Raw genomic sequence first — 12,263 nt, 5'->3', positions numbered from 1 at the left:
GTGGCTCCGCCACATGACCGTTCACGGCGCACGCCGATCGCACGCACCGAACGCCGCTCCTTCTTCCACGTAGATCCATCAGAAGCCCCCTAGGCGAGTTCCTTGACCAGCAGCTCGAACTCCAGGTCGGCGCGCTGTGGAACGCCGAAGCGCTCGTCGCCGTACGGGAACGGGGCCATCCGTCCCGTGCGGCGATAGCCTCGCCGCTCGTACCAGGCGATGAGGTCCTCGCGCACGGAGATCACGGTCATCTGCATCTCCTTGACGCCCCACGTCTCGCGGGCCTGCCGCTCCGCCTCCGCGATGATCACCTTGCCGAGACCCGCGCCCTGGAGCCGGGGGCTCACGGCGAACATCCCGAAGTAGGCGTGGTCTCCCTGATGCCGCAGCTGACAGCAGGCCACGATGCTGCCGTCCCGCTCCACGGTCATGAGGCGGCTGTCGGGCGCCTTGACGACCTCCAGCACACCCTCCGGGTCGGTCCGCTGCCCCTCGAGGATGTCCGCCTCGGTGGTCCACCCGGCCCGGCTGTCGTCGCCCCGGTACGCCGACTCGATCAACGCGACCAGCTCGTCCACGTCGGCGTCGGTGGCATCGCGGAAGGTCAGTGGGGTGGCGGCGGTCTCCATCGGTGCGGGTCTCCGTTTTCCTGACGCGGCTCGGGCAGGGACGAGCGTAACGCCGCCACTAAGCTGCGCCGCATGGTGCATGTACTCAGCAGCAGGATCCTGCTCCGCCCGGCCGACCCCGAGCGGTCCCGTGCCTTCTACGGTGAGCAGCTGGGCCTCGCCGTGTACCGCGAGTTCGGCACGGGGCCGGAGCGCGGCACGGTCTTCTTCATGGGCGGCGGCTTCCTGGAGGTCTCGGGCCGGTCCGAGACGCCCCCGGTGCCCGCCGTACGCCTGTGGTTGCAGGTCGACGACGTGACGGCGGCGCAGGAGGAGCTGCGCGCCAAGGGCGTGGAGATCGTCCGGCCACCGGTGCGGGAACCCTGGGGGCTGGTCGAGATGTGGATCGCGGACCCGGACGGGACGCCGATCGTGCTGGTGGAGGTCCCCGCCGACCATCCGATGCGCTACCGACCGGGCATCTGAGACCGGCCGGCGCGACGCTCCCCGGTGCGACACGGCGGAGTGCGCCGGGCCGCAGCGGCACACCGGTGGGTTTTCCCGGATGGCAGGGAGGCCGGAGGGCGGCTTAGCGTGCTGGAGGGGACCCCGGGGGCCTGTCCCCGCCGCTCGTGGAAGGAACGCCATGAAGCTCGACGCACCGGTGACCGGCGGCCCCTGCTGGGCCGAGCTCGGGACCAGCGACCTGGACGCGGCCCGGCGGTTCTACACCCGGCTGTTCGGCTGGCGGCCCGAGTCGGACGCGCGTCAGGACACCGGTGGCTACACCGTCGCGCACCTCGGGGACGCGGCCGTGGCCGCGCTCGCGCCGCTGTACCAGCCGTCGCAGCCGGTCGGGTGGAACGTGTCGTTCGCGGTGACCGACGCTGACGCCACCGCACGGGCGGTGGCCGAGGCGGGCGGGACGATGCTGTTCGGCCCGGTGGACGTGTCCGAGGTGGGCCGTTTCGCGGTGGCCGCCGATCCGGGCGGTGCCGCTTTCCAGCTGTGGCAGGCGGGCACCTTCCCGGGCGCCGGGCTGTTCAACGCGCCCGGTTCGCTGGGCTGGGTGGAGCTGATGACACGGGATCCCGAGGGCGCCGTCGCCTTCTACACGCGGGTGTTCGGCTGGACGGTAGTCCCGTCGGACCGCTACACCCAGTGGGGCGTCGGCGGCGCCGACTTCGGCGGCATGGTGACGATGGACGACAAGTTCCCGCCCGAGGTGCCGGCGCACTGGCTGCCGTACTTCGCCGTGGCGGACGTGGACGCCACGACGGCCGTCGTGCAGCGGCACGGCACGGTTCTGATGGTGCCCACCTCGGTGCCCGACGGACCGCGCATCGCGGTGCTGCGGGACCCGCAGGGGGCGATGTTCGGCGTGTACCGGGCGGCCGACGAGACCTGAGAGCGTCTGCGGCGACCGCTGGACGGTCGTCGACGACCGCCGCTCCACACACCGCCGCTCGCCGCACGAGGTGCTCCGGGCCGTGACCGCGCCGGTCAGGCCCGCAGCACGCCGAGGCGCCCCTCCAGCTGGCTGAGCAACTCCCCCAGCAGAGCGGCGAGCTCGCCCTGCTCGGGGCCGTCCAGGCCGGACAGCACGGCGGTCTCGTAGGCGAGCTGGACGGGCAGGATGCCGTCGACGAGGTCGCGCCCGGCGTCGGTGAGGCGGAGGTGGACGACCCGGCGGTCACGGGCATCGCCGCGCCGTTCGACCAGACCGCGCTCGGTCAGCTGCTTGAGGCGTTTGGTGACGGCGGCCCCCGAGGAGAAGGTCTCCCGGGCGAGCTCTCCGGGTGTCAGCTCGTGCCCGGTACGGCGCAGCGCGCCCAGCAGATCGAACTCGGGCCTGCTCAGTCCCGCCCGGCGCAACGGGGCGTCCTCGGCCTGCTGCAGCAGGGCGGCACAGCGGTTGATCCGCCCGATGACCTCCATCGGGCCGGTGTCGAGCCCGGGGTGCACGAGCCGCCACTGCCGCACGACAGCGGCGACGGTGTCACCCCGGCGGCCACCGGCCGGATCGGTGTCGCCGGTGGGCTCGCCACCCGGATCGGCTCCGGCCGCCGGGTCACGAGCCGGATTCCCCCCGGCCGCCGGCCCTTCCTCGGTGGCCCAGCCCCCGGCGGGATCACCACCGGTGGCGTGCGCGCCGGCCGCCTGGGCACCGCCGGGCGGGTGCGTCCCCTCCACCGGATCGCCACCGGCCGCCTGGGCACCACCCGTGGGATCCCCTCCGATCACCGTCCTGTCGTCGGCCACCCGCCCCTCCGCCACCGGCTGCGGGTTCCGTCCCGCGTCGGGTCCCGTGGGCGATGGTCCTTCGGTCGGCGTCATGGCCGTGCGTCCTCCGTTTCGGTGGCCGGTCCCGGGTCGGGAACAGGCCCTGGCGTCGGGCCGTCGCGGCGAGCGTACGGTGTCCGGCCTGCTCGGCGAGCACGACCCGCTCCTGGGGCATGGCGCGCTGCCACCATTCACCGGCGGCGGCGTCGGCGGTGGCCCGCAGGTCGGCCAGGGCGACGGCGAGACCGCGGCGAGCCGGTGAAGTATTACTGCTCACCTGCCGTGCTCCGTCCGATGCTCCCCGTGTACATCTTTGCGCTCGCGTGCGCGCCGCATGGCCCGGGCATCGAATGACCGACCGTCGAACGGGGAGGTGCGCGTGCACGGACCGGCTTCGTCCGGCTGGCTGCTGGTGGCGCTCTGCGCGGTGACCGGCGCCTACCGCCTGGCGCGGATGCGCAGCGGCGCGGCGGAGCAGCGCAGCGCGGCGGGCGGTGAGGCGCTGATGGGTTTCGGGATGGCCGCGATGGCCGTGCCGACGGCGGTGTTCACGCCGCCCGCGTGGACCTGGCCCGTCTACGCGGTGGTGTTCGGTGCGGCGGGCGTGCACGCGCTGTGGGCGGCGCGGGCGGGCGCGCACCACCTCCACCACCTGGTGGGGGCCGTGGCGATGACCTACATGTCCGTGGTCATGGCCGGCTCCCCCGGGCACGGGCACGGCCAGGGGGCCCCGCTGCTGACCGGGGCGCTGCTGGCCTACTTCGCCGGGTACGTGCTGCTGACCGGCGTCCGCCTGGTGCCGGTCGCCGCCGTGGCCGGAGGCGGTGGTCCCGCCGGGTGGGGCGACCGGCCGGAGCTGGCGCGGGCCTGCCGGCTGTCGATGGGGATCGCGATGGTCGCGATGCTGCTGACGCTCTGAAGGGGACCGGCCCCGGCGCCCGCAGCGGATCCGTTGCCTGCGTCACTTCGGTGCCACAAGCCGTACCCCTGAGCGGGGCCTCGCTCATAGGCTGCCCTCATGATGCTCACCGCCGTGCTGCTGCTGCTCGGCGCCCTCACCGCCGTCGTCGCCCCGCGGCTGCTCGCCCGGGCGGACTGGCCGGACCGCGAGCCGGTGGTGGCGCTGTGGATGTGGCAGTGCGTGGTGGCGGCCGTCCTCGTGTGCTGCGTGCTGTCGATGACGCTCAGCGCGGCCGCGGCCTGGCACGTGGTCGGCGGGCACCTCTTCGCGACGGCTCCCCGCGCGGTCGTCGAGGCCTATGCCCTCGGTACGGCGGGCCCCTGGGCGGCGACCCTCGCGGTCGCGCTGGCCGGCGGCGGTCTGTGGAGCGCGGCGATGCTGGCCCACGAGATCGGCCGGGCCCGTGGCCGGCGCCGCCGACGGCGTGCCGATCTCCTCGTGCGGGCTCCGCTGCTGCCCGGCGAGTTGGCCGTCTCGGGTCGGCTCGTCGTCCTGGAGAGCGAGCGGCCCGACGCCTGGTGGCAGCCCGGCACTCCCCCGCAACTGGTCGTCACCACGGCCGCGTTGCGCCGGTTGAAGGGCCGGCAGCTGGACGCCGTGCTCGCCCACGAGCAGGGGCATGCCCGGGCGCGGCACGACTGGCTGCTGAACTGCTCCTCGGCCCTGGCCGGCGGCTTTCCGCAGATTCCGGTGTTCGCCGCGTTCCGCGACGAGATGCACCGCTTGGTCGAACTCGCCGCCGACGACACGGCATCGCGCCGCTTCGGCCGTCTGACCACGGCCCTGGCCCTGGTCGAACTGAACGAGCACCGCGGTGTGTTCGGCCCCTGCCCGACACCGCAGGCCCATGTCCCGGCCCGGGTGCACCGGTTGCTCACTCCCCCGGACCGGCTGACCGCGGCCCGGCGCCTGCGTCTGACGGCGGCGGCCGCGCTGGTGCCCGCGGTGCCGGTCCTGGTGGCGTTCGTCCCGGGGCTGCGGGCGCTGGGATAGCTCGAGGGGCGGCAGGGACCGCCCCGGGGCTCCCGCCGTGCCGGGCATCGGGCGTGGCGTTCCCCCGGGCCGGTTCCGGCGGTTGTGACCTGGCCGAAGCTCGTGCTCCGGGGGCCGCGGATGGTCGCCGTACTGGATCCGGACCCCCCGGTTCGGCGAGGATCGCATCATGCACACCCCGACCCTCGACTCGCCGCCCCGTCCGCAGAACCACGGCGCCGCCCGTTTCGCAGGCGTCCTCGCCCTGTGCTCGGCGCTGCTGCTGATCCTCGTCGCGGTCAGATGGAGCCCGTTGATCAGGGCGGACGGGGACATCGCCGGCACCACCCACCGCTGGGCGGTGGACGAACCGGGTCTCACCCAGGCGTGCCGCATCCTCACCGACTGGGTGTGGGATCCGTGGACGATGCGTCTGCTGTGCGCGGCCGTCGTCGTGTGGCTGGTGGTGCGGCTGGCCGCGCGCTGGACCGCGGTGTGGCTGGCCCTGGCCGTCACGCTGGGCACGCTGGTGCAGCAGGGCATCAAGGCGGCGGTGGACCGGCCGCGCCCGGTCTGGCCCGACCCCGTCGACTCGGCTCACTACTCGGCCTTCCCGTCGGGCCATGCCATGACCGCCACGGTGGTGTGCGGCCTGCTGCTGTGGCTCCTGCACCGGCACGGCGTCGGCCGGGCCGTGTGGCGTTCGGCCATGGCCGTGGCCGGCGTCTCGGTGGCCGGGGTCGGTCTGACCCGGATCTGGCTCGGCGTCCACTGGCCGTCGGACGTGCTGGGCGGCTGGCTCCTGGGCACGACGGTGGTGGCCCTGGCGGTGTGGGCGCACCGGCGCTGGCACCCCTGAAGCCGGACCAAGTCGGCGCCGCCTCACCGGTCTTCGCACGGCGGCCCGGCGGAGCCTCGTAGGATCGCCGCATGACCGCCGTGCTCTTCGACTTCTCCGGGACCCTCTTCCGTGTCGAGTCCACCGACTCCTGGCTGCGTGGCACCCTGGCCGGGGCCGGTGTCCGGCTCACGGAGGCCGAGTTGGCCGCCGCGGCACGGGCGCTGGAGTCGGTCGGGGCGCTGCCGGGCGGCGGTGACCCCGCGCGGGTGCCGGAGGACCTGGCCGGCACCTGGCCGGTCCGGGACCAGAGCGCCGCTCTGCACCGGGCTGCCTACACCGGCCTCTCCCGGCAGGTCCCGCTCCCCGACCCCGCGCTGCACGACGCGCTGTACGACCGTCACATGACCCCGGCCGCGTGGGCTCCCTACCCGGACGCCGTCGAGGTGCTGCGCACCCTGCGGGAGCGGGGCGTCCCGGTCGGGGTCGTCAGCAACATCGGCTGGGACCTGCGTCCCGTCTTCCGCGCGCACGGCCTCGACCCGTACGTCGACGCGTACGTCCTGTCGTACGAGCACGGCATCCAGAAGCCCGACCCGCGGCTGTTCGCCACCGCCTGCGAGGCGCTCGGCGCCGATCCGCGCAAGACCCTCATGGTCGGTGACGATCGCAGGGCGGACGGCGGCGCCGCCGCTCTGGGATGCGGGGTGCACTTCGTGGACCACCTGCCGGCGGCCGACCGGCCGGACGGGCTGCGTCCGGTCCTGGATCTGGTGAGCTGAGGGGCGCACGCTCCCGACATGAGGGGTTGACTCCCCCACGGGAAAGTAGCCCGAGGCTACTACCAGGGCGATGGCTCGCCCGCCTCGGACGATCCCCCGCGTCGCCCGAGGCAGACGGCATCGCCGGCCCAGACCTCACGGGTCGTGGCCGGACGCCCTGAGTATAGTTGGCTGGCAGCCAGTCAACACGGGAGTTACAGCATGTCTCCGCGTAGCGCCTCGGTCAACGAAGAGTTGCGGCGGCGTTCCCGGGAGCGGCTCCTGCAGGCGGCGGTCGAGCTGGTGGGCGAGCGCGGCTACGACGCCACCACGCTCGGCGACATCGCGGACCGCGCGGGTTCCGCCCGCGGCCTGGTGTCCTACTACTTCCCCGGCAAGCGCCAGCTGGTGCAGTCCGCCGTGCACCGGCTGATGCACCGCACGCTGGAGGAGGCGCTGGAGCGGGAGCCTCACACCGAGGACGGCCGGGAGCGGATGGCCCGGGCCATCGACGCCATCCTGGGGCTGGCCAGGGACCGGCCCGTGCTGATGCGCCAGCACATGGCGGGGATCCTCCAGGCCGAGGGCTTCATGCAGTGCCCGGAACAGCGGCGCCTGGCCGAGCTGCTGCGGGACACCATGGCCCGGCACGGATCATCGGACGTCGACAGCGACTACCCGATGATGCGCGCCCTGCTGATGGGCGCCGTGTACGCGGCGCTGGTGCCGGGAGTGCCGATGCCGGTGCCGGTGCTGCGGGCCGAGTTGTTCAAGCGGTACCGGCTCGACTGGGAGCTGGGCCTCCCGCCGGAGACCGAAGCCTGCGGCGGGAGGGGCGACAAGGATCTGTCGCGGTTCTTCGCGACCGGGGCCGCACCGGAGTGCGGTCCGCCGGATCAGTCGAAGTAGTCCGGCTGCGTCTGCACGTTGAGCTCACGCTGGTGGACCCAGCGGGCCGGGTCGGTGCGCCGGTCGTCGATCTTCAGGACGTCGAAGCCCCGCGCGTACTCGTTCGAGTAGATGTGACCGTTGTAGTAGTACGCCGACCAGGAACCGCCCGACTTGATCGTGTCGGTGGTCAGCGGGCCGCGGTCGAAGTAGGCGATCTCCTTCGGGTTGGCCGAGTCGGTGAACTCCCAGACGGAGACGCCGCCCTGGTACCAGGCCTGGACCATGATGTCCTTGCCCTTGACCGGGATCAGCGAGCCGTTGTGGGCCACGCAGTTCTCGGTGTCGGCCTGGTGGCGGGGGATCTTGAAGTAGCTGCGGAAGACCAGCTTGCGCTTGTCGCCCTTGCCGACGATGTCGTAGATGCCGTCGGCACCGCGGTCCGGGCCGACCTCCGCGTTGCAGGTGGCCGCGCCGCCACCGCCCAACTCGTCGGTGTAGACGACCTTGTTCGCCTTCTGGTTGAAGGTCGCCGAGTGCCAGAACGCGAAGTTGACGTTGTCCTGCACCCGGTCGATGACCTTCGGGCGCTCCGGGTCCTTGATGGAGAACAGGATGCCGTCGCCCATGCAGGCGCCCGCGGCCAGGTCCTTCGACGGCAGCACGGTGATGTCGTGGCAGCCGGTGGTCTTGGAGACGCCCGGGTTGGTGGGTCCGCCCGGGTTGCCGCCGCCATCCGGTCCCTCACCGGGGAACAGCACGGGGAAGCCGACGACCTTCGCCTTCTCGGGAGCCTTGCGCGGCACCTTGATGACGGAGATGCCGTCGTGCGGCGGCTGGCAGTCGGGGTAGGCGGCGTTCGGCGAGTACGAGGAGACGTACACGTAGATGTTGCGCCGCTCGGGCACCAGCGTGTGGGTGTGCGAGCCGCACGCGGTCTCGACGGCCGCGACGTACCTCGGGTTGCGCTTGTCGCTGATGTCGAAGACCTTCATGCCCTCCCAGGAGGACTTCTCGGTCGCCGGCTGGGTGGTGCTGGAGCAACTGCTGTCGCTGCGCGAGGAGTCGGTGGACAGGAACAGCAGGTTGCCGGAGACGGAGATGTCGTTCTGCGAGCCGGGGCACAGCACCTGGGCGACGGTCTTCGGCGCCTTGGGGTTGCTGATGTCGAAGATGCGGAAGCCGTCGTAGTTGCCCGCGAACGCGTACCTGCCCTGGAAGGCGAGGTCCGAGTTCGTGCCCTGAAGCACGTCCTTGGGGACATGGGCCAGGTGCTGGATGTTGTCGGAGTGGACGATCTCGTCCTGGGCGGGTATCTCGCCGCTCTGGATGGCCTCACGGACCTCGGCCTGAGCGCTCTTGGACACCTTCTTCGGCGCGGGCGGCGCGTCCCCCGGGTCGGGGGTGGCCCCTGCCGGTGCCGCCGTGAGGAGGGCGCCCAGCAGCCCGGCGGCTGCGGCGGCGACTCCCAGACGTCTGCGGCGCGTTCTGCGGTCGTTCAACAGGATCACTGTTTTCCTCCCTGGTTCCGTTCACTGCGGAACGGTTCACGCACCACGCAGTATCGTCTTCGCCATGCACATACCAATAGAGGGCAACAGCATCGCAATGAAGTTTCCCGATCGATGACCCGCGGAAGCGTGCCAGTACGTCGTCGGCAACCCGAGGTGCGTCCCAACCCGCTTGTCACAGGAGGTCGTTGTGCTCTTCCGCCGTACGTCCCGGGCGTCCGCCGTCGCGGCGACGGGGCTGGTCGCCCTGGCCGTGCTCGCGGCCGGGGGCTGTGACTCCGGTCCGGACCGCGAACCGGCCGCCGCGGACGGGCCCGCCGTGATCGCTCCGGGTGAGCCGGGCGAGGCGAACCGCACCCTGTCCGCCGAGGAGGCCGCCGACCGGCGCTCGGAGAACGACTCCCCCAACTCCGCCGACGTCTCCTATGTCCGCATGATGATCGAGCACCACGCCCAGGCCCTGGTGATGACCGACCTCGTCCCCGAGCGCGCCGGGTCGCAGGACGTGAAGCGGATCGCCGAGCGCATCGCGGCCGGCCAGAAGCCCGAGATCGAGGCCATGAAGGGCTGGCTGAAGTCGTACGGCAAGCCGCTGAGGGCCGAGCGGCACGAGCACGCCACGATGCCCGGCATGGCGACGGAGACCCAGCTGAAAAAGCTCCGCGCGGCCGACGGCAAGGCGTTCGACCACCTCTTCCTGACCTTGATGACGACTCATCACCAGGGTGCGATCACGATGGCCACGGAGGTGAAGGGGGAGGGCAACAACATCCGCGTCGAGGAGATGGCCGACGAGGTGATCGCGCAGCAGACGAGCGAGATCACCCGGATGCGGACCATGCTCTGATCACCCCGGGCCGGGCCGTCGACCGCCTTCAGCGCCGGGCGCGGCGCGGTGACAGCAGCCCCTCGTCCCGGGCCCGGCCGATCAGCCTGAGCGACGTGCGACGGCTGTGCCCGGTCGCGCCCATCACGGCGAGGACCGGGTCGGCGCCGTCCAGCTGGGCGGCGCGGTACGCCTGCGCCACCAGCCGCCGCCCCTCCGCGCCGCGCGGCCAGGCCGGCCGGGCACGGCGCCTCTCGGCCCCGGGCCCGTCGGGCCCGGACCCGGCGCACGCCTCGGCCACCAACTCCTCGATCCAGTCGGCTAGCACGGCCAGGTCGTCCAGGGACAGCGCGGGCTGGGCCCGCACCTCCTCGACGCAGACGCATCCGCCGCCCACGACGGCCAGCGCGTCGACCCGGGCGCCGTCCGCGAAGACCAGCCGGAACTCGAACCACCGGGTGGTGCCCTCGTTCTCCCGCACTTCCCACGCGGGACGCACGGACACCGTGTCGCCTACCGGAGAGCGATCAGAAAGATTCAGAAAGGAGGCTTCCAGCACATATCGAACGTAACCGCATGATCACATTCCCTATAGATCGGACACGCGCCCGGGCCGGCGCACAGCACCCTGTCAGCGGAGCCCGGCCGGTGCGATGCTGGAGGCGTCAGCGCTCTCCCGAGATCCGCCGGATCCCCCGGGTAAGGAGTTCCGCCGTGCTGCGTGTCGCCGTCGTAGGTTCCGGTCCGAGCGGGTGCTACACCGCCCAGAGCCTTGTCCGGCTGGACTCAGAGGTGTGCGTCGACGTCCTGGACCGGCTGCCGTGCCCGTACGGTCTCGTCCGTTACGGCGTGGCGCCCGACCACGAGAAGATCAAGTCGCTGCAGAACCAGCTGCGCGCGGTACTGGAGCACGACCGGGTGCGGTTTCTCGGCGGCGTGCGGATCGGCCCCGACGGGGTGAGCGTGGCCCGGCTGCGCCGGCTCTACCACGCGGTGGTGTACTGCGTGGGCGCCGCCACCGACCGGCGTCTGGGCATCCCGGGTGAGGACCTGCCGGGAAGCTGGTCGGCGACACAGTTCGTGTCCTGGTACAGCGCCCACCCGGACGCCGCGGACGCCGGTTTCCTGCGGGACGCCCGGTCGGCCGTGGTGATCGGCCTGGGCAACGTCGCCGTCGACGTCACGCGCATGCTGGCCCGTGGACCGGCCGAGCTCACCCCGACGGACATGCCGCAGGGGGCCCTGGCCGCCCTGGGCGCGAGCCGGGTGGCCGAAATCCACATGGTCGGACGGCGGGGCCCCTCCCAGGCCCGGTTCACCACCAAGGAGCTGCGCGAGCTGGGCACCCTGCCGGACACCGACGTGGTCGTGGACCCGGCGGAGCTGGCCCTGGACCCGGGGTACACGGACCCCTCCGCGCTGCCCGCCCCGCAGCGCCGCAACGTGGAGGTGCTGCGCGACTGGGCCGAGTCGTCCCCGACGGGCGCACCGCACCGCATCCACCTGCGGTTCTTCCTCCGTCCGGCCGAACTGCTCGCCGGGCAGGGCCGCGTGCGTGCGGCGCGGTTCGAGCGGACGGCACCGGACGGCCACGGCGGCGTGACGGGAACGGGCCGCCACGAGGTCGTCGAGGGGCAGCTTGTCCTGCGCTCCGTGGGCTACCGCGGGGTGCCCCTGGAGGACCTCCCGTTCGATCCGGCCACCGGTACGGTCCCGAACCTGTGCGGCCGGGTCCTGCGCGAGGGGGCCGCCTCCCCGGGCGAGTACGTGGCGGGCTGGATCAAGCGCGGCCCCACGGGCGTCATCGGTACGAACCGCCCCTGCGCGAAGGAGACCGCGACGTCCCTCCTGGAGGACGCCCCGGCGCTCGCTCTGCGAGCCGTCCCCGACGACTCGGTCCCGCTCCTGCACGCCGAGGGCGTCCACCCGATCGAATGGGAGGGCTGGCGGTCGATCGAGCGAGCGGAGGCGGACCTGGGAGCCGCACTGGGCCGCGGAGTGGTCAAGCTCCCGGACTGGCAGTCCCTGCTGAAGGCCGCGGCGGGCCGAGCTCCTTACTGATCTTTTCGTTGATTCTGTGGGTGCGACGGGGCCGGAGCACCGCGCGACTCGGCCGCGTCGGCACGACAGGCCCCGGCCCGCGCGTGCCCGGCGACCGATTCAGTCACCGAGACGGACGTCCTGCCGGGCAGCCCCGTCGAGCAGCGCACCCATGAGTCCCGGGAACAGCGCGTCGAGTTCCTCCCGCCGCAGGCCGTTCATCTTGGCCGTCCCCCGGTACACCTGCCGGATCACCCCGCTCTCCCGCAACACCCGGAAGTGGTGCGTGGTGGTCGACTTGGTGACCGGCAGCTCGAAGTCCGAGCAGGACAGCTCACCGCTCGCGCCGGCGAGCTCCCGCACGATCCGCAACCGCATCGGGTCCGAGAGCGCGTGCAGCACCCCCTCCAGCCGAATCTCGTCACGCGCGGGATGCGGCAGGTCACGACTGCTGACGGCGGGGGACGTCACGGCGGCTCCACTTCCTCGGGAACTTCCATGGTACGAGAACCTTCGTAGTTTGACACCCACCGTACTACGATGACTATCGTACGAGTCGACCCGGCCCCGTGACG

Annotated in this window: 14 protein-coding genes and 1 pseudogene; 9 read left to right on the top strand and 6 right to left on the bottom strand. The window is 72.5% G+C overall.

The genetic code is table 11. The features are described from left to right. Positions 1-89: 89 nt before the first annotated feature. Complete coding sequence (locus ABTX62_RS34080; protein ID WP_352119797.1) at positions 90-629, bottom strand: GNAT family N-acetyltransferase; 540 nt, start codon at positions 627-629, stop codon at positions 90-92. Positions 630-701: 72 nt separating this feature from the next. On the opposite strand from ABTX62_RS34080, the gene ABTX62_RS34075 reads away from it, so the two are divergent. Together ABTX62_RS34075 and ABTX62_RS34070 are read left to right on the top strand one after the other, a co-directional pair. Next, positions 702-1,094 (top strand): VOC family protein, encoded by a 393-nt coding sequence (locus tag ABTX62_RS34075; protein ID WP_352119796.1) that lies wholly within the window; start codon positions 702-704, stop codon positions 1,092-1,094. A 160-nt stretch (positions 1,095-1,254) separates the two neighbouring features. After that, positions 1,255-2,016 carry a VOC family protein gene (locus tag ABTX62_RS34070; RefSeq protein WP_352119795.1) on the top strand — a complete coding sequence of 254 codons (762 nt, stop codon included), beginning with the start codon at positions 1,255-1,257 and terminating at the stop codon, positions 2,014-2,016. A 95-nt stretch (positions 2,017-2,111) separates the two neighbouring features. Here ABTX62_RS34070 and ABTX62_RS34065 read toward each other — a convergent pair whose 3' ends face one another. Together ABTX62_RS34065 and ABTX62_RS34060 are read right to left on the bottom strand one after the other, a co-directional pair. Next, positions 2,112-2,591, bottom strand: coding sequence for a MarR family winged helix-turn-helix transcriptional regulator (locus tag ABTX62_RS34065; protein ID WP_352119798.1), 480 nt, complete (start codon positions 2,589-2,591; stop codon positions 2,112-2,114). A 350-nt stretch (positions 2,592-2,941) separates the two neighbouring features. After that, positions 2,942-3,147: pseudogene (locus tag ABTX62_RS34060) on the bottom strand (FUSC family protein); the annotation flags it as partial. A gap of 123 nt (positions 3,148-3,270) precedes the next feature. Between ABTX62_RS34060 and ABTX62_RS34055 the strand changes: the two are divergent. The 5 genes from ABTX62_RS34055 to ABTX62_RS34035 all read left to right on the top strand — a co-directional run bounded on the left by ABTX62_RS34055 (position 3,271) and on the right by ABTX62_RS34035 (position 7,332). After that, positions 3,271-3,810, top strand: a complete 540-nt coding sequence (locus tag ABTX62_RS34055; RefSeq protein WP_352119794.1) for a DUF5134 domain-containing protein — start codon at positions 3,271-3,273, stop codon at positions 3,808-3,810. A 99-nt stretch (positions 3,811-3,909) separates the two neighbouring features. Beyond that, positions 3,910-4,845, top strand: coding sequence for a M56 family metallopeptidase (locus ABTX62_RS34050; protein WP_352119793.1), 936 nt, complete (start codon positions 3,910-3,912; stop codon positions 4,843-4,845). A 169-nt stretch (positions 4,846-5,014) separates the two neighbouring features. Continuing rightward, on the top strand, positions 5,015-5,683 hold the full coding sequence (locus ABTX62_RS34045; protein WP_352119792.1) for a phosphatase PAP2 family protein: 669 nt from the start codon (positions 5,015-5,017) through the stop codon (positions 5,681-5,683). A gap of 71 nt (positions 5,684-5,754) precedes the next feature. Next, on the top strand, positions 5,755-6,444 hold the full coding sequence (locus tag ABTX62_RS34040) for an HAD family hydrolase (RefSeq protein ID WP_352119791.1): 690 nt from the start codon (positions 5,755-5,757) through the stop codon (positions 6,442-6,444). Positions 6,445-6,645: 201 nt separating this feature from the next. Then, positions 6,646-7,332, top strand: coding sequence for a TetR/AcrR family transcriptional regulator (locus ABTX62_RS34035; RefSeq protein ID WP_352119790.1), 687 nt, complete (start codon positions 6,646-6,648; stop codon positions 7,330-7,332). Here ABTX62_RS34035 and ABTX62_RS34030 read toward each other — a convergent pair. Then, positions 7,320-8,822 carry an LVIVD repeat-containing protein gene (locus tag ABTX62_RS34030; RefSeq protein WP_352119789.1) on the bottom strand — a complete coding sequence of 501 codons (1,503 nt, stop codon included), beginning with the start codon at positions 8,820-8,822 and terminating at the stop codon, positions 7,320-7,322. The two genes, ABTX62_RS34035 and ABTX62_RS34030, sit on opposite strands and share 13 nt — an antisense overlap. A 190-nt stretch (positions 8,823-9,012) precedes the next feature. Between ABTX62_RS34030 and ABTX62_RS34025 the strand changes: the two genes are divergently transcribed. After that, complete coding sequence (locus tag ABTX62_RS34025) at positions 9,013-9,669, top strand: DUF305 domain-containing protein (protein ID WP_352119788.1); 657 nt, start codon at positions 9,013-9,015, stop codon at positions 9,667-9,669. A 28-nt stretch (positions 9,670-9,697) separates the two neighbouring features. On the opposite strand, the gene ABTX62_RS34020 is transcribed toward ABTX62_RS34025, so the two are convergent. Then, positions 9,698-10,153, bottom strand: coding sequence for a DUF6214 family protein (locus ABTX62_RS34020; RefSeq protein WP_352119787.1), 456 nt, complete (start codon positions 10,151-10,153; stop codon positions 9,698-9,700). A gap of 209 nt (positions 10,154-10,362) precedes the next feature. Here ABTX62_RS34020 and ABTX62_RS34015 point away from each other — a divergent pair, with 209 nt between their 5' ends. Continuing rightward, on the top strand, positions 10,363-11,709 hold the full coding sequence (locus tag ABTX62_RS34015; protein WP_352119786.1) for an FAD-dependent oxidoreductase: 1,347 nt from the start codon (positions 10,363-10,365) through the stop codon (positions 11,707-11,709). Positions 11,710-11,808: 99 nt separating this feature from the next. On the opposite strand, the gene ABTX62_RS34010 is transcribed toward ABTX62_RS34015, so the two are convergent. Further along, a complete protein-coding gene (locus ABTX62_RS34010) occupies positions 11,809-12,159 on the bottom strand; it encodes an ArsR/SmtB family transcription factor (RefSeq protein ID WP_352119785.1) in 351 nt (116 codons plus the stop codon). Positions 12,160-12,263 lie beyond the last annotated feature (104 nt).

It is taken from the genome of Streptomyces sp. NPDC096046, from assembly GCF_040303285.1.
Classification (GTDB): domain Bacteria; phylum Actinomycetota; class Actinomycetes; order Streptomycetales; family Streptomycetaceae; genus Streptomyces.
This window is presented reverse-complemented; position numbering and strand designations above follow the sequence as displayed.

Excerpts from the sequence above, each read along its gene's own strand:
- ABTX62_RS34080 (WP_352119797.1), bottom strand. The coding sequence starts at position 629 with ATGGAGACCGCCGCCACCCCACTGACCTTCCGCGATGCCACCGACGCC.
- ABTX62_RS34075 (WP_352119796.1), top strand. The coding sequence starts at position 702 with ATGGTGCATGTACTCAGCAGCAGGATCCTGCTCCGCCCGGCCGACCCC.
- ABTX62_RS34070 (WP_352119795.1), top strand. The coding sequence starts at position 1,255 with ATGAAGCTCGACGCACCGGTGACCGGCGGCCCCTGCTGGGCCGAGCTC.
- ABTX62_RS34050 (WP_352119793.1), top strand. The coding sequence starts at position 3,910 with ATGATGCTCACCGCCGTGCTGCTGCTGCTCGGCGCCCTCACCGCCGTC.
- ABTX62_RS34045 (WP_352119792.1), top strand. The coding sequence starts at position 5,015 with ATGCACACCCCGACCCTCGACTCGCCGCCCCGTCCGCAGAACCACGGC.
- ABTX62_RS34040 (WP_352119791.1), top strand. The coding sequence starts at position 5,755 with ATGACCGCCGTGCTCTTCGACTTCTCCGGGACCCTCTTCCGTGTCGAG.
- ABTX62_RS34035 (WP_352119790.1), top strand. The coding sequence starts at position 6,646 with ATGTCTCCGCGTAGCGCCTCGGTCAACGAAGAGTTGCGGCGGCGTTCC.